At 40.1% G+C, this 16,782-nt stretch carries 20 protein-coding genes; all 20 read left to right on the top strand.

Features of this window, described 5'->3' with window-relative positions:
• Positions 1-37 precede the first annotated feature (37 nt).
• The 20 genes from NON16_RS06330 to NON16_RS06235 all read left to right on the top strand — a co-directional run bounded on the left by NON16_RS06330 (position 38) and on the right by NON16_RS06235 (position 16,780).
• Entirely contained in the window at positions 38-580 is a 543-nt protein-coding gene (locus NON16_RS06330) for an NUDIX domain-containing protein (RefSeq protein ID WP_257347849.1), read from the top strand.
• A gap of 4 nt (positions 581-584) precedes the next feature.
• A complete protein-coding gene (locus NON16_RS06325; RefSeq protein ID WP_257347846.1) occupies positions 585-1,760 on the top strand; it encodes an endonuclease Q family protein in 1,176 nt (391 codons plus the stop codon).
• 109 nt (positions 1,761-1,869) lie between these two features.
• On the top strand, positions 1,870-2,520 hold the full coding sequence (gene spoIIM, locus NON16_RS06320) for a stage II sporulation protein M (RefSeq protein ID WP_257347842.1): 651 nt from the start codon (positions 1,870-1,872) through the stop codon (positions 2,518-2,520).
• Between the two features lie 111 nt (positions 2,521-2,631).
• The gene (gene fur / locus NON16_RS06315; RefSeq protein ID WP_257348061.1) at positions 2,632-3,114 is read left to right on the top strand and encodes a ferric iron uptake transcriptional regulator; all 483 of its coding nucleotides are present in this window, start codon (positions 2,632-2,634) and stop codon (positions 3,112-3,114) included.
• 96 nt (positions 3,115-3,210) lie between these two features.
• Positions 3,211-3,441, top strand: a complete 231-nt coding sequence (locus tag NON16_RS06310) for a YqzK family protein (RefSeq protein ID WP_257347834.1) — start codon at positions 3,211-3,213, stop codon at positions 3,439-3,441.
• A gap of 14 nt (positions 3,442-3,455) precedes the next feature.
• A complete protein-coding gene (gene xerD, locus NON16_RS06305) occupies positions 3,456-4,346 on the top strand; it encodes a site-specific tyrosine recombinase XerD (RefSeq protein WP_257347832.1) in 891 nt (296 codons plus the stop codon).
• A gap of 203 nt (positions 4,347-4,549) precedes the next feature.
• Complete coding sequence (gene deoB / locus NON16_RS06300; protein ID WP_257347831.1) at positions 4,550-5,731, top strand: phosphopentomutase; 1,182 nt, start codon at positions 4,550-4,552, stop codon at positions 5,729-5,731.
• Positions 5,732-6,357: 626 nt separating this feature from the next.
• The gene (locus NON16_RS06295; protein WP_257347830.1) at positions 6,358-7,170 is read left to right on the top strand and encodes a purine-nucleoside phosphorylase; all 813 of its coding nucleotides are present in this window, start codon (positions 6,358-6,360) and stop codon (positions 7,168-7,170) included.
• Between the two features lie 69 nt (positions 7,171-7,239).
• Complete coding sequence (locus NON16_RS06290; RefSeq protein WP_257347829.1) at positions 7,240-8,541, top strand: pyrimidine-nucleoside phosphorylase; 1,302 nt, start codon at positions 7,240-7,242, stop codon at positions 8,539-8,541.
• A gap of 211 nt (positions 8,542-8,752) precedes the next feature.
• Entirely contained in the window at positions 8,753-9,922 is a 1,170-nt protein-coding gene (locus tag NON16_RS06285; protein WP_257347827.1) for a D-alanyl-D-alanine carboxypeptidase family protein, read from the top strand.
• Between the two features lie 117 nt (positions 9,923-10,039).
• Positions 10,040-10,390, top strand: a complete 351-nt coding sequence (gene spoIIAA / locus NON16_RS06280) for an anti-sigma F factor antagonist (RefSeq protein WP_257347823.1) — start codon at positions 10,040-10,042, stop codon at positions 10,388-10,390.
• Positions 10,390-10,830 carry an anti-sigma F factor gene (gene spoIIAB / locus NON16_RS06275; protein ID WP_257347822.1) on the top strand — a complete coding sequence of 147 codons (441 nt, stop codon included), beginning with the start codon at positions 10,390-10,392 and terminating at the stop codon, positions 10,828-10,830. The genes spoIIAA and spoIIAB overlap by 1 nt, the downstream gene beginning before the upstream one ends.
• A gap of 13 nt (positions 10,831-10,843) precedes the next feature.
• On the top strand, positions 10,844-11,602 hold the full coding sequence (sigF, locus tag NON16_RS06270; protein ID WP_257347821.1) for an RNA polymerase sporulation sigma factor SigF: 759 nt from the start codon (positions 10,844-10,846) through the stop codon (positions 11,600-11,602).
• 194 nt (positions 11,603-11,796) lie between these two features.
• On the top strand, positions 11,797-12,447 hold the full coding sequence (locus NON16_RS06265) for a stage V sporulation protein AA (protein WP_372508753.1): 651 nt from the start codon (positions 11,797-11,799) through the stop codon (positions 12,445-12,447).
• A complete protein-coding gene (locus NON16_RS06260) occupies positions 12,437-12,859 on the top strand; it encodes a stage V sporulation protein AB (protein ID WP_257347818.1) in 423 nt (140 codons plus the stop codon). The genes NON16_RS06265 and NON16_RS06260 overlap by 11 nt, the downstream gene beginning before the upstream one ends.
• 17 nt (positions 12,860-12,876) lie before the next feature.
• Positions 12,877-13,341 (top strand): stage V sporulation protein AC, encoded by a 465-nt coding sequence (gene spoVAC, locus NON16_RS06255; protein ID WP_257347816.1) that lies wholly within the window; start codon positions 12,877-12,879, stop codon positions 13,339-13,341.
• Between the two features lie 20 nt (positions 13,342-13,361).
• Positions 13,362-14,384: a stage V sporulation protein AD gene (spoVAD, locus tag NON16_RS06250; RefSeq protein WP_257347815.1), complete on the top strand. Its 1,023-nt coding sequence runs from the start codon at positions 13,362-13,364 to the stop codon at positions 14,382-14,384.
• Complete coding sequence (spoVAE, locus tag NON16_RS06245) at positions 14,384-14,734, top strand: stage V sporulation protein AE (protein ID WP_257347814.1); 351 nt, start codon at positions 14,384-14,386, stop codon at positions 14,732-14,734. Before spoVAD ends, spoVAE begins: the two co-directional genes overlap by 1 nt.
• Positions 14,735-14,739: 5 nt before the next feature.
• Positions 14,740-15,333 (top strand): stage V sporulation protein SpoVABEA, encoded by a 594-nt coding sequence (gene spoVAEA, locus NON16_RS06240; protein WP_257347813.1) that lies wholly within the window; start codon positions 14,740-14,742, stop codon positions 15,331-15,333.
• Positions 15,302-16,780: a spore germination protein gene (locus NON16_RS06235; RefSeq protein WP_257347811.1), complete on the top strand. Its 1,479-nt coding sequence runs from the start codon at positions 15,302-15,304 to the stop codon at positions 16,778-16,780. Before spoVAEA ends, NON16_RS06235 begins: the two co-directional genes overlap by 32 nt.
• Positions 16,781-16,782 lie beyond the last annotated feature (2 nt).

Below are 16,782 nucleotides of genomic sequence, written 5' to 3'. Positions count from 1 at the left end.
AAATAGTACTAAGGATGTTCAAAAGGAGATTTGTTTTATGAAGAACTTAGAGGAAAAAACAATTGGTTCAAAAATTTTATATAATGGAAAAATCATCGATCTCATGCTTGAAGATGTAGAACTCCCAGATGGAAATAAAAGTCAACGTGAAGTCGTTAAACATCCTGGTGCGGTTGCAGTCATAGCTATGACCCCGGAAAATAAAATGGTGCTTGTGCGACAATATCGTAAGCCTTTGAACCGTACAATCGTGGAAATTCCGGCGGGGAAACTGGAAAAGGGAGAGGCACCTGAGTCATGTGCGCGAAGAGAATTAGAGGAAGAAACAGGGTATCGAAGTGATCGCTTGACGCACGTGAAGTCCTTCTATACGTCCCCAGGATTTGCCGATGAACTTGTACATTTATATTTCACTGATTCATTAGAAAAAGGAAACGTCCAGCTAGATGAGGATGAATTTGTAGAGTTAATGGAAGTTACGTTAGATGAGGCGATCGAACTTATGATGACGAACGAAATTTATGATGCGAAAACTGCATTTGCGGTCCAATATTTACAATTGAAATACATGGGAGAGTAAAATTATGAATCAACTCTTTGCAGACCTTCATATCCACCTTGGTAGTACCTATCAAGGTAAGCCTGTGAAAATTTCAGCTTCACCAAATTTGACCCTCCCAAACGTTCTTGATACTGCTTTTTTAGTAAAAGGGTTACAGATTGTCGGAATCATTGACTGTCATGTACCTGCTGTAATTGATGAGCTTGAACATATGATTAAGGGAAATGAACTTTATGAACATGAGGATGGTGGCTTGATTTATAAGAATGGCTGTCTCTTACCAGGTTCAGAAATCGAAATATATGATGGTTCATGTAACGGACCTATCCACGTTTTGGTCTACTTTCCTGATTTATACCATTTAAAGCAGTTTAGTAACTGGCTATCTTCTCGTATGACGAATGTTAACCTTTCTTCTCAACGCTTTTATGGTACAGCACTTGAACTACAGGAAAAAACGAAGGAACTTAGTGGGATCTTTGTCATTGCTCATGCGTTCACTCCTTTTAAAAGTATGTATGGTAAAGGAGTCAAGACGAGCTTAATAGAAGTATTCAACCCAGAATTAATCGATGCAATTGAACTTGGATTGAGCTCAGATAGTAAGATGGCCGACCAAATTTCGGAGCTTCATCCATATTCTTTCCTTACTAATTCAGATGCACACTCTTTAGAAAAGATTGCTCGTGAATACCAGGTCCTTGAACTCGAACAACCTACGTTTCTTGAACTCAAATTAGCTTTAGCCGGGAGAAGCGGGCGAAGGGTTAAAAGTAATTTCGGATTAAACCCTCTTCTTGGAAAGTATTACAGCACATGCTGTGCAAAATGTGGTGAACCCGGAACACTTGAGAATGTTGGCAAAAGGTGCTCGGTATGCGGTAAAGGGAAGATCATCAAAGGGGTGTTTGACCGGATCCAGGAAATCGGCAATGTAGACCCGCAATCAAAAACGCCGAATCGTCCAGAGTATATTCACCAAGTACCCCTTGAATTTATCCCTGGCATAGGTCCAGGTACGTTAAAAAAGTTACGCACTGCATTTGGAACAGATATGCAAGTAATTCATAGAACGTCGCTTAAAGATCTGGTCACCATCGTTCCGGAAAAAATTGCAAGACACATTCTTTCATCAAGAAATGGACAACTCTCCGTTCAACCAGGAGGTGGTGGGAAATACGGGACGATCAATAAGTAGAAACCAATTAGTGCTCTAGCTTTTTCTTCGCTTCTAAATGTCAATCTTGTCATACTCTATGAAAATCCTCATAAACTGGAATTAAGAGATTCAAGAGGGAGGACAAGAGATGGAGCATCGGATGACGTATTCAATGAAACGAACATTTTCCCAGCATTTACAGGAGCATTCAACCTTATATACATTTACGATTGTGTTAATGATGATGGGGATCATTTTTGGTGCAATTGTAGTAAACAGTTTAAGTCTAATGCAAAAAGAGGACCTATTTCATTATTTAGGCCGATTTTTCGGACAGGTTTCAGATGGAGAAGTTGCTGGTGCTCCAGCTATGTTCACCCAGAGCTTTTTCCATTACTTAAAATACATCGGTTTGATTTGGATCTTAGGGCTTTCAATTATTGGCTTGCCGGTTATCCTCGTCTTGCTCTTTTTGAAGGGGATGGTTGTCGGGTTCACGGTTGGATTCTTAGTTAACCAAATGGGTTGGGAAGGGTTCCTATTATCATTCGTATCTGTTCTACCGCAGAATCTGATTCTTATTCCATCATTTGTATTTGTAACAACGTTGGCAGTCGCGATTTCCCTTACATTAATTAAAGGGCAATTCTCCAATCGAATCACCATTCCTTTAATGCCCTTGCTTGTTAGGTATACATTAACCGTAATAGTGATCATGGTTATCGTTGCAGGTGCATCGTTTATTGAAGCCTTTATTTCTCCAGTACTTATAAAGGTTACACTCGGTTTATTTAACTGAAATTAATTTTTATATAATAATGACTATAAAGTTAACTTTAAAATAATTATAATTTGACACCGTTTTTCCACGTGATTATAATGAGAATATACATAAAGCGTGGGAGGGGTCATCTTGTTAGAAAGCCGTATTGACCGCATTAAGAAACAGCTTCATTCACAAAGCTATAAATTAACTCCCCAGCGTGAAGCGACCGTTCGCGTATTACTTGAACGTGAAGAAGATCATTTAAGTGCTGAGGATGTTTATCTCCTCGTTAAAGATAAAGCACCCGAAATTGGCTTGGCAACAGTGTATCGAACTTTGGAATTATTAACAGAACTGAAAATCGTAGACAAAATTAACTTTGGTGACGGTGTTTCTCGCTACGATCTCCGCAAAGAAGGGGCCGCACACTTCCACCATCATCTAGTTTGTATTGAATGTGGAGCAGTGGATGAAATTCAGGAAGATCTACTTGGAGATGTAGAAAAGGTCGTTGAGAAAGATTGGAACTTTAAGATAAAAGATCACCGTCTTACATTTCATGGGATTTGCCACCGATGTCACGATAAGGCAGCCAATAAAGAACAAGAAGAAGTAGCACATAAATAGATCTTTCCTGATAAAAAAGGAGAGATCTTTTATTTGAAGTATAATCTCCGACGAAACAGGCATACCTTGTAAAAAGGACAAACTGGAGGTTATCCCATGAAAGCTTTCATTCAATTAATATGGAATACATTAAAAGTGTTCATCGCTTTTATAGGATGCACGTTATTATTTTATTATGGCTTATCATGGTTAAACGCAGAATATCAGGACTACCACCGTTATGATGAACCAGAAGGGCGCGCTGTAAAAGTATTTGAAACGTTCCAGGAAGAAGATGAGATGAATTTTGTACAGCGGCTATTGTTATTTTACGAGACGGGAGAATAAGGAGCGTCCATTTCATGAAAGATGAAGTTCAAGATTTTTTACATTATCTAACGGTTGAGCGAGGGTTATCATCAAACACATTACAATCTTATGAACGAGACCTTAAACAATATACAACACACATGATTAAGGAACGAAATCAAAAAGATCTAGATGATGTTCGACGAAATGATATTATCCAATACCTTTACTTTTTGAAGGACGAGGGGAAAGCATCAACTACGATTGCACGAAATATTGCTTCCATACGTTCATTTCATCAGTTTTTGTTAAGGGAGAAACGAACCAACCAGGACCCGGCGGTACATATAGAAACACCGAAGACGGAACGGAAGCTTCCAAAGGTATTATCTTCAACAGAGGTAGAGAGCCTAATGGAAGCACCAGAGAAAAATACTCCATTTGGATTAAGAGATCGCGCAATGATAGAGTTACTGTATGCAACTGGAATTCGGGTGTCTGAGCTAATTCAGCTAAACTTGGAGGATGTCCATTTAACGATGGGATTTGTACGCTGTGTCGGCAAGGGTGATAAAGAGCGAATTATTCCGGTTGGAAAGATGGCTAGTAATGCATTATCAGATTATCTTGACCAAGGAAGAGGCAGGTTGCTTAAAAAAAAGGCCTCACAGGCATTATTTCTAAATCATCACGGAAACCAGCTTACGAGACAAGGGTTTTGGAAGATTCTCAAGAAACTTGCAAGTGCAGCTCATATTAATAAAGAACTAACTCCACACACGCTACGGCATTCTTTTGCGACTCATTTGCTCGAAAATGGAGCTGATTTACGAGCAGTTCAAGAGCTACTAGGCCATGTGGATATTTCAACGACTCAGATTTATACCCATGTGACAAAAACTAGATTAAAAGATGTATACTCAACCTATCACCCTCGTGCGTAAACGGTTACAATAATTCGTGCGAAGTTTATGGAAAAATGGTACACTCTAAAAAGATTGTATTACTTTGTGAACTTTTACAAATGAGCAGTACCTTTTTTCCTATTTTAAATGAGATGTCAGACTTCTGACCTTTCTTAAATGTTGTTTGATAATCATATACTCTGGAAATGGTAAAATTATGTGAGTATTGGGAGGAGATAGAAATGACAGAACCAAGGTTCAACCGAGTTTTTATAATTGTAATGGATTCAGTCGGGATCGGCGAAGCGCCAGATGCAGCTAAATTTAATGATAAAGGTGCAGACACGCTTGGGCATATTGCTGAAAAAATGAATGGTCTTTCTATGCCTAATATGGGTGAACTTGGTCTGAGTAACATCCGAGAAATAGAAGGGATTGCACCTGTAACGAATCCAAAAGCACATTATGGAAAAATGCAAGAAGCCTCCAATGGTAAGGATACAATGACCGGGCATTGGGAAATTATGGGCCTTCATATTGAAAAGCCCTTTCGTACATTTCCAGATGGGTTCCCTGAGGAATTAATTCAAGAACTAGAGGAAAAAACCGGGCGAAAGATAATTGGAAACAAACCTGCTTCGGGAACGGCCATTCTTGATGAACTTGGAGAAGAACATATGAAGACAGGTGCTTTGATCGTATATACATCGGCAGATTCTGTTCTTCAAATTGCTGCCCACGAAGAGATTGTGCCGATTAAGGAATTATATGATATTTGTAAAATTGCCCGTGAACTCACCTTAGATGAGAAATATATGGTTGGCAGAGTAATTGCAAGGCCTTTTATAGGAAAACCAGGACAATTTGAACGGACATCAAATCGTCACGATTATGCACTTAAGCCATTTGGACGAACGGTGATGAACGAGCTTAAAGATTCCAATTATGATGTGATTGCGATTGGTAAGATTTCTGATATATACGATGGGGAAGGTGTTACGGATTCCATTCGAACGACTTCAAATATGGATGGAATGGACCGTATGATTGAAACACTTGACCGTTCATTTACAGGGATCAGCTTTTTAAACTTAGTTGACTTTGATGCGAAATTTGGTCATCGCAGAGACCCGATTGGTTACGGAGAGGCCCTAGAAGAATACGATAAACGGTTGCCCGAAATGCTCGAGAAGATGCAGGAGGGAGACCTCGTATTAATTACTGCTGACCATGGTAATGATCCAATCCACCATGGAACCGACCATACAAGAGAATATGTACCGTTGATTGCGTATCATAAAGGGATTTCGGAAGGGAAAGAACTTCCATTGGGTAAATCCTTTGCAAACATCGGAGCAACACTGGCAGATAATTTCAATATAAAGTTACCAGAAAACGGGACCAGTTTCCTGAAGTATTTATAGAGGATGTTCAAAAAGTAACCAAGAGCCCATGCACCTGCGTCTACTAGATTATGCTAACGAGGAAGGCTTTCTCGGTGCAACTCGTAGTCTTCGTGCAAGTACCGCTCGTTGATAAACGGCGAATTTCCGACGCACAGGACGTGTTAGTACTTGCGTTGTCACATGGACGTGACGCTTTTAGCAAGTGAGCGTTACTCGGTTTTTCCGGACTTGCACAGGGACCTCAACACAAAAATAATTATTTTTGTGTCTGCGATGCGTAATCATAGAAGCTTTCCTTATGCTGACTTCGACGTTAGGCTCACACGATGTGAGTCATATCAACGTTGTTACAGGATGTAACGCACTTAGTTGATGATCCTATATTGACGTGAAGTACTTAGTCGAAGTTCTATATGTACCTGCGTCTACTAGTTCACCTTTGGAGTAAGCTTCCTCGGTACAACTCGTAGCCTTTTATGCAGGTACTGCTCGTCGCTCCGGTCCTCAAAACTGTTGTGCCTTGGGCTCACACGATGTGAGTCAGTTCGACGTTGTTACAGGACGTAACGTATTTAGTCGAATTTCTTTTAGGTTTTCTGATTCGTCTACTTTTTGAACACACATATTTGTAGGAGGATTTTTAAATGACAACATCCATTCATGATGCAGCACAATATATTAATAAGAGAATAGATAATAAACCTTCAATTGGATTAATTCTTGGGTCAGGACTTGGCGTTTTGGCAGATAAGATTGAAAACCCTGTCATTATTCCTTATGACGAAATTCCATCCTTTCCCGTTTCAACAGTTGAAGGACATGCTGGAGAACTAGTTATAGGTACACTTGAAGGGAAATCAGTAGTTGCTATGAAAGGACGCTTTCATTACTATGAGGGCTATTCATTGCAGGTCGTGACATTCCCAGTAAGGGTGATGAAGGAGATTGGTGTCGAGACATTGATTGTTACAAATGCCGCAGGTGGTATTAATCAAAAATTCAATGCAGGCGATCTTATGCTTATTACGGATCATATTAACAACTTTGGAGATAATCCACTGATTGGACCAAATGACCACGATTTAGGTGTCCGTTTTCCGGATATGTCTGAATCCTATTCAACCCGTTTACAAGATGTTGCGAAAACAGTTGCAAATGATTTTCAGATGTCCATTCGCGAAGGTGTGTACGTCGGAAATTCAGGTCCTTCCTATGAAACCCCTGCAGAAATCCGAATGTTACGGATATTAGGAGGGGATGCCGTTGGAATGTCAACGGTTCCTGAAGTAATCGTAGCTCGTCACTCAGGTATGGAGGTTCTAGGGATATCCTGTATCTCTAATATGGCTGCGGGTATCCTCGATCAACCTCTTACACATGATGAAGTAATCGAGACGACGGAAAAGGTAAAGACCGACTTTATGGGTCTTGTAACGAGCATAATAAAGAACTTTTAAGAGGTTGTTTTGAACATGCATTTTAATAAACAAAGAGAATAAACGTTAAATCAAAGGACTGATATCATAATGAGAATGGTTGACATTATTCAGAAGAAAAGAAATGGGAAAGAGTTAACCGACGAGGAAATCAATTTTTTCATAAATGGATATACGAAAGATGAAATACCCGACTATCAATTATCCGCATTAATGATGGCGATTTACTTTCAAGGGCTGACACCAAGTGAAACGGCTACATTAACGCAGGCAATGGTGAATTCTGGTGAAACCATTGACTTATCAGCGATTGAAGGACACAAGGTGGATAAACATTCTACAGGAGGAGTCGGTGATAAGGTTACATTCATTGTTGGACCATTAGTCGCTTCAGCAGGTGTCCCACTTGCCAAAATGTCAGGAAGAGGCCTCGGACATACAGGGGGAACCCTTGATAAACTGGAATCTATTGAAGGATTCAACATTGAAATGACTAAGGAACAATTTATTGAGAACGTGAATACGTTTAAAATTGCTGTGGCCGGTCAAACAGGAAACTTAGCACCGGCTGATAAAAAGCTATATGCACTTCGGGATGTTACGGCAACTGTAGATGCAATGCCCTTAATTGCGGCATCAGTTATGAGTAAAAAACTAGCTTCAGGAGCAGATAGTATTGTGTTGGATGTGAAAACGGGTTCAGGTGCATTTATGAAATCCCTAGAAGATTCAGAAGCCTTGGCTACGGAAATGGTTAATATCGGTAAAAACTTAGGAAAAAACACGGTTGCTATCATCAGTGATATGAATCAACCACTTGGGTTTGAGGTTGGAAATGCGAATGAGATTAAAGAAGCTGTTGAAATTTTAAAAGGAAAGAACGTAAATGATTTAAGAAAGCTATCACTGGAGTTGGCAGCCCATATGACGACCTTAGCAGGCGCCTTTAATTCCTATGAAGATGCTTACAAACAGCTAGAAGAAAACCTTGAGAATGGAAAAGCATTTGAAAGCTTCAGAAATTTAGTGAAAGCTCAAGGTGGCAACGTGGATATGATTGATGATTTAACGAAACTCCCTGATTCAAAACACCATTTCGAGGTAAAAGCAGAAACGGATGGCTACATTTCAGAAATTGACGCGGAATCTATTGGGATCGCAGCGATGTATCTTGGGGCTGGAAGAGCCACGAAGGATGATCAAATCAATTACGGTGTAGGAATTTCCTTGAAAAAGAAAATTGGCGATCAGGTTCAAGCTGGAGAAACGCTCGTTGTATTGAACAGTGACATAGAAAACCCGACTGATTCAATTAAAAAGGTTAAAGAAGCCTATACAATTTCTAACGATAAAGTACAACCAAACACATTGATTTACAAAGTAATTAAATAGATAACAATTACAGTAAAGGGCTGGTTCAACATCTTTGTAGTAGATGTTGAACCAGCCCTTTTATTTGAATAATCACTGAAGATTTGTAATCTGATGTGAGAATACATGGTTGTTCTGACATAATCCTTCGTACAGAAGTTTTCTTGCGAAGTAGTATAATCTGACCACTATTGGTAAATATATGAATAATAAGAATGGAGGGATTTTGTGTATGAAACGCCTTTTAACTTGTGTAATGATTGTTGCAATTGTATGTTCAGTTATTTCGCCTTCTACATTTGCAAAGGGCAACGACCATATCGAAACATTAGCAAGTGACTCTTCTTCCGCAATCTTGATGGAGCGCGATACAGGATCGGTATTGTTTGATAAAAATGCTGATGAAAAGCTTCCTCCGGCTAGCATGACCAAAATCATGACAATGACTCTGATTATGGAAGCCTTGAATAAAGAGAAAATAACATTGAAAGACAAAGTTCGGACGAGTGAATACGCAGCATCGATGGGAGGATCACAGATCTTTTTAGAAGCTGGGGAAGTGATGACTGTTGAAGATATGCTGAAAGGTATCGCCATGGCATCAGGGAACGACGCATCCGTAGCATTAGCAGAACATATAGCAGGAACGAACGAAGCATTTGTAAAAATGATGAACGAGAAAGCGAAAGAGCTTGGACTGAAAAACACACATTTTGCGAACGCCACTGGACTGCCTGCTGAAAATCATTATAGTACTGCACGTGATATGGCACTTATGGCAAAAGAGTTATTAAAGTATGAACAAATTACAAATTACACCGGAAAATATGAAGATTATTTACGAGAAAATACAGATGATAAGTTTTGGCTTGTCAATACAAATAAGCTTGTAAAGTTTTATCCTGGTGTAGATGGTTTAAAGACAGGATACACCCATGAGGCAAAATATTGCTTAACAGCTACAGCAGAAAAAAATGATATGCGTGTCATTGCAGTAGTGATGGGAGCGCCATCAACAAAGGAACGAAATTCACAGGTTTCTCAAATGCTTGATTATGCATTTGCCAACTATAAAACAAACGAATTGTACGAGCGCCATCAGATTATTGAAGAGGTTCCAGTTCAAAAAGGGGTGACGAAGACTGTGCATCTCGCAACATCCGAACCAATTTCCGTATTAATGAAAAAAGGGGAAGAAAAATCAAAGATAACAACAAAAATCAATGTAAAAAAAGATATGAACACACCTATTAAAAAAGGGGATAAACTTGGTACTCTTGTTGTAAAAAAGAATGGGAAAACCGTTATCAATTCACCTCTAATCGCATCTGAAAAGGTACCTGCAGCATCATGGTGGGGATTGTTTAAGCGCACAATCGGACAATTTTCTCATACCCCATAATTTTTGCTGACAAATTATTAGATTATGTATCGATTCAACACTAGTTTTGTCATCCAGAAGGAATCACGCATTCCGATAGCGAAATGACTCACTACCGAGATGAAGGAGGAGAGGTAAGTGAGTCTCAACGTAAAACTAGAAGTGAAAGATCGTGTTTTATGTATTCGATTATCAGGTGATTTAGACCACCATACCGCGGAGCATCTGCGAACAGAAGTCGATCAAACAATTGAGAAGCATCAAATCCATGATATTATTTTGAATTTAGAGTCTCTGTCTTTTATGGATAGTTCAGGATTAGGAGTGATCCTAGGACGATATAAGTTGATCAAAGGTCAGGGAGGAGAAATGGTTGTATGCTCGATCTCCCCTTCTGTAAAAAGACTGTTTGAAATGTCAGGGATGTTTAAGATCATCCGTCTCGAAAACAGTGAACAAGATGCATTGCAAACGCTGGGGGTGGCGTAATGAAAAATGAAATGAAATTAGAGTTTTCCGCAAGAAGTGATAATGAATCGTTTGCTCGGGTTACCGTAGCTGCGTTTATTGCTCAGTTGGATCCAACCGTAGACGAACTAACAGAAATCAAAACCGTTGTATCTGAGGCTGTGACAAATTCGATCATTCACGGATACGACAATAATCCAAATGGAATGGTGTATATCGAATGTTGCTTGGAAGACGGTTTTGTAGAGCTGCTCATCCGAGACAATGGAATTGGAATAGACGATTTGGATGAAGCACGACAGCCGTTGTTTACAACTAAGCCCGAGTTAGAACGTTCCGGAATGGGCTTTACCATTATGGAGAACTTTATGGACCGTGTTGAAATTGAAACAGAAAAATCCTTTGGCACCACGATACGCTTAACGAAGTATTTGACGAATCATAAAGCGCTATGCAATTAAGGGAGTCATGCCCATGGATTTGGACGTAAAACAAAACCAAAAAAATACGTATCTAAATGACCGTGAATTGAAACAGTTGATTAAACAAAGTCAAGATGGCGACCAAGCAGCGAGAGATACGATTGTTGAAAAGAATATGCGATTAGTATGGTCTGTGGTTCAGCGTTTTCTGAATAGGGGCTATGAACCAGATGATCTTTTTCAAATTGGAAGTATTGGATTACTGAAATCTGTGGATAAGTTCGATTTAAGCTATGATGTAAAGTTTTCAACTTACGCAGTGCCAATGATCATTGGCGAAATCCAACGTTTCATTCGAGATGATGGAACGGTAAAGGTTAGCCGTTCTTTAAAAGAACTTGGAAATAAAGTGCGTAAAGCTAAGGACGAATTGTCGAAGGAGTTCGGTCGAAATCCAACCGTGACTGAAATTGCCAATCGGCTTGAAATAAGTCCAGAAGAAGTGGTTATGGCGCAAGAAGCTGTGAGAGCACCATCCTCCATTCATGAAACGGTTTACGAAAACGACGGCGATCCAATTACATTGTTGGATCAAATAGCAGACCAAGGAGAATCCAAATGGTTTGATCAAATTGCCCTTAAGGAAGCGATTCAAACCTTAGATGAACGGGAACGATTAATTGTCTACTTAAGGTATTACAAAGATCAAACACAGTCAGAAGTCGCATCGCGACTCGGAATATCCCAAGTTCAAGTGTCAAGACTTGAAAAGAAAATATTGCAAGAAATGAAAAACCAGATGGACGGTTAACCACCGTTTATCTGGTTTTTTACACGTTAAGAAAGTATAAAAATACTTTCTATAGTATAAGCGCAACTAAGATGATCGCCGCGCTAAGGCTTGGCGCTATCCAAGTTTTCTTTAGTGCTATTAAGGATTAGGTAATTAATGGATTGGCTGCTTGAACAGAATGATACATCATTGGGAGAAACATACTATTCGTAATGATTTGGCATAAGGAGGTGTTTCATTTGGATGTCGAAATTCTCTATTTGCGGATGCGACATAGGCTGGTCGTATCTCCTGATCAAACAGTCAGGGTTAAAGATATTGCTCAGCTTGTAGGTCCGGATGACACTACCTCAACTATCGGTCAACTTACGATCCATAAGATCACCGTCCATGATAAAACCATCGTTGTTATTGACTTAATGAAAGTATTACAACGAATCCGGAATTTCAACCCCGGCTTAGAGGTGCAAACAGTTGGTCCGGTACAAACGATTATTGAAGTAAACTACCCGAAGACAAAGATCACTGGTGTTTATTTTGTGCTTGTTTGGATGTTGTTATTTATTGGTTCAGCGTTGGCAATCATGAATTTTCATGAAGATGTTAGTATGCAATCCGTTCATCAAAAAATTTATTACCTTATAACCGGTAAACAAAACGACTATCCATTATTGTTGCAGATTCCATATTCGTTCGGTCTAGGTCTTGGTATGGTTCTTTTCTTTAATCACATATTTAAGAAAAGATTTAATGAGGAACCAAGCCCCTTAGAGGTTGAGATGTTTAATTATCAACAAGATTTGGATCTATACGTCATTATGAATGAAAACAAAGAAAACGAGAAGAAAACCAATGACGATTAAAATTTTGATTATTTTCTTCATTGGTATTGGTGGCGGACTGGCTGTAGGGGCGGGCTTTGTTGCAATATTAACGGTTTTTGGCATTATTCCGAGGTTGATGCAAATCTCTAAGACGTACAACTATTTACGGGGTTATGAAATTGGGATTATCTCCGGAGTAGTATTTGCAAGTTGGTACGGTCTTAGGGATATGACGATTCACAGTTCCCCGCTCTTATTAATTCCGATTGGAATCGCGTGCGGAACATTTGTTGGTATGCTGGCAGCCGCTTTAACAGAAGTATTAAATGTTCTTCCGATTTTGATGAAACGGGTTGGTTTTAAGGAGCAACTGCTTATTCTATTAATGGCCATCTTGTTTGGAAAATTAATAGGATCTCTTTTTCACTGGACCTATTTTGTACACTTATGAGTAAGGAGTGATCAGCCGTGAGTAAACAGAAGTTAACACCAGAACAACAAGAGTATAAGGAGAAAATAAAACCACTACAGCCAAAACCACCTTATTTGCTAAATGTTGCAAAAGCTTTTTTGGTGGGTGGGTTGATATGTGCTATAGGACAAGGTATTTCTAATTTCTACCTTACCTTTTTTAATTTTAACGAGCAGACCGTCGGGAACCCAACTGTTGCTACACTTATTTTAATCGCAGCACTATTAACTGGTTTTGGGGTTTACGATAAGATAGGGCAATTTGCTGGAGCAGGTTCAATCGTCCCAGTCACAGGGTTTGCGAATGCGGTAACCAGTGCCGCACTCGAGCATAAGAGCGAGGGATTAGTACTTGGAGTCGCAACAAACTTATTTAAGCTTGCAGGAGCTGTCATCGTTTTTGGAGCTGTTTCGGCTTATATTGTAGGGATGTTACGGTATTTATTTCAAATGTGGTTTTGAAGTAGGAGGGCAAGAACATCATGAAACTGACAGGAAAACAAACGTGGACATTTTCAAAAGAGTTGTATATCGCCTCGACGGGCACAGCTGTTGGTCCAGAGGAAGCGGCTGGTCCATTGGGTGAAACGTATGATTTAACATTTAAGGAATTGCACTGTGGTCAAGATAATTGGGAATTGGCAGAACGACATTTACTTGAACAATCGATCAACATATGCCTGCAAAAAGCTGAAAAACAACCCGAAGATGTCGATCTGTTTCTGTCCGGAGACTTAATCAATCAAACGGTTATCGCCAATTATACCGCTCGCCAGAACAAAATACCGTTCTTGGGTATGTTCGGTGCATGCTCTACATCAATGGAAACGCTCGCATTAGGTGCAGCCCTAATTGATGGTGGATTCGCTAATCATGTTTTAACAGCTGTTAGCAGCCATAATGCGACTGCAGAGAGACAGTTCCGTTATCCTACAGAATATGGCGGCCAAAAGCCTGATACAGCTACTTATACTGTGACAGGTGCAGGGGCTTCCCTAGTTGGAACAGAGCCCTCACCAATCAAAATAACAAGTGCAACGATCGGAAGGGTAATGGATCTTGGTATCTCAGATCCATTTGATATGGGCTCAGCAATGGCCCCTGCTGCTGCAGACACGATTGCAACCCATTTCAACGATACAGGACGGACTCCAACGGATTATGACCTAATTATAACGGGGGACCTATCTAGCGTTGGCACACCGATTTTGAAGCAATTACTCCAAGAAAAAAAGTTTGATATTTCTTCAAACCATCAGGATTGCGGTTTACTTGTCTATAGACCAGATCAGCCTGTTTTTGCAGGAGGAAGTGGCTGTGCGTGTTCGGCAGTCGTCACCTATGGTCATTTATTAGAAGAATTGCGGAATGGGAAATTAAAGAAAATACTCGTTGTGGCGACAGGGGCACTGATGAATCCAATGATGATTCAACAAAAGGAAACGATTCCGACGATTGCGCATGGTGTCGTACTTGAGGCTTCAAGTAAAGGGGGTCATGAGTAATGGAGTATTTACTCGCATTCATTGTTGGTGGTTTGATATGTGTCGTCGGTCAGTTATTGATGGACTTCTGTAAACTCACACCAGCTCACGTCACTTCTAGCTTTGTAGTGGCAGGTGCACTCCTAGATGGATTTGGCTTATACGACCAACTCATTCAGTTCGCTGGTGCAGGGGCAACGGTTCCAATTACAAGCTTTGGTCACTCCCTATTGCATGGTGCGATGGCGGAGGCCGAGCAGCACGGCTTCATCGGAATTGCAATGGGGATTTTCCAATTAACATCAGCTGGTATATCCTCGGCAATTTTGTTCGGTTTTATCGTAGCGGTTCTTTTTAAACCAAAAGGATGATCCAAGTGAAAAAAAAGAAACGTGTCATTATCATTACAGATGGAGATTTATATGCTCTGAAGGCGGTTGAGTACGTTGCTAAAGAAATTGGAGCGAGATGTATTTCCATGTCATGGGGGAATCCTTCCAGACTAACAGGAGATGATTTGACTTCAATGATACTCTCCACTCCATACGATCCAGTGCTCGTAATGTTCGATGACTGCGGTTATTGCGGCGAAGGTGCTGGAGAACAGGCGATGAGAATTGTATCTGGCCATCCAGAAGTTGAAGTATTGGGAGCAATAGCTGTTGCGTCGAAAACACATCTCGCGGAATGGACTCGAGTAGATGTCAGTATCGATCGGTTTGGAGAACTGTCGGAATATGGTGTGGATAAAGGTGGTCTCCCTGATATGGAAATTGGTCGGATCGATGGGGATACGGTTTATAGTTTAGATGAACTGAACATCCCCATCATTATTGGGGTAGGTGATATTGGAAAGATGGCTGGTCGGGATACTGTGGAGAAAGGTGCGCCAATTACAAAACAGGCTGTAGAACTTATCCTGGAAAGGAGTGGTTTATATGAATCCAAAAGTAGAGAAAACACCGATTGATAAAAAAATCGCCAAAAACGAAGCTATTTTAAAGGATAGGATGGGAATCGGAAAAAGCTTCGATGTTGGCGTACGAAAGTTAAAGATCGTAAACAAAGAAATTCAAGTGTACTATTGTACGGGACTTTGCGACAGTGGTTTTATTATTCAACTACTCCGAGAATTGATGGATATGGATTATGAGTACGGCTCCAGTAACAATGCTAAGGAAGTCATAAAGAACCATCTCGCCCATCAACAAGTTTCAACGGTAAAAAATTTAGATGAGATCATGGACAGAGTCTTATCGGGATTAATTGGAGTATTAATTGATGGAAGTGATGAAGCTTTTGTAGTTGATGTGAGGAGCTATCCCGGGCGCTCACCAGAGGAACCTGATGTTGAAAAGGTCGTCCGTGGGGCGCGGGATGGTTATACTGAAAATATTGTAGAAAATACTGCGTTAACGAGAAGACGGGTTCGAGATGAACGGCTCCGACACGAAATTGTGCAAGTGGGGGACCGGTCAAAGACAGATGTATGTATTGCCTACTTGCAGGATGTTGCAGATCCGGATTTAATCGAAACCATACGTAAGGAACTAAGTGAAATTCGAATCGATGGAATTCCAATGGCTGATAAGACAATTGAAGAGTTTTTAGTGAAGCAAGGTTGGAACCCATTTCCTCTTGTGCGATATACGGAGCGTCCCGATGTAGCTGCCGTACACATACTTGAAGGACATGTGCTTATTTATGTAGATACCTCACCAAGTGTAATTATTACTCCAACGACGTTTTTTCACCATGTTCAACATGCAGAGGAATATCGACAAACACCAAGCATTGGTGCTTTCCTAAGGTGGATCCGATTTGGTGGGATGTTAGCATCCGTCTTTCTTTTGCCGCTTTGGTTGCTATTTGTTTTAAACGGAGAGCTACTTCCACAGAATATTGACTTTATCGGTCCGAATAAAGATTCAAATATCCCAATCTTTCTTCAAATTGTGTTTGCTGAACTCGGGATAGATGTGTTAAGAATGGCTGCAATCCATACTCCTTCTGCATTATCTACCGCAATGGGTCTTATTGCCGCAGTATTGATAGGGCAAATAGCAATTGACGTTGGATTGTTTGTTTCCGAAGTCATTCTTTATGTAGCACTAGCTGCAATCGGTTCTTTTTCCACACCAAGTTATGAATTAAGTGTTGCCAATAAAATGGTTCGCTTGTTTTTACTAACTGCTGTAGCCTTGTTCGGTGTACCTGGATTTATGGTAGGAGTTACACTTGTATTCCTGTTTTTATCTAGTATCAAGAATTTAAATACACCCTATTTATGGCCTTTTATCCCGTTTAATCCAAAAGCGTTGTACCAAGTATTGATTCGTGTATCTGTGCCATTAAGCAAAGTTAGACCAAGCATTGTAAGACCGAAAGACAATAAAAAACAATCCAACGCGGGATAATG

The sequence above is a fragment of the Pseudalkalibacillus decolorationis genome (assembly GCF_024609785.1).
Taxonomy (GTDB): domain Bacteria; phylum Bacillota; class Bacilli; order Bacillales; family Fictibacillaceae; genus Pseudalkalibacillus; species Pseudalkalibacillus decolorationis.
The sequence above is the reverse complement of the archived record's forward strand: the minus strand, read 5'-3'. Positions and strand labels throughout refer to the sequence as shown.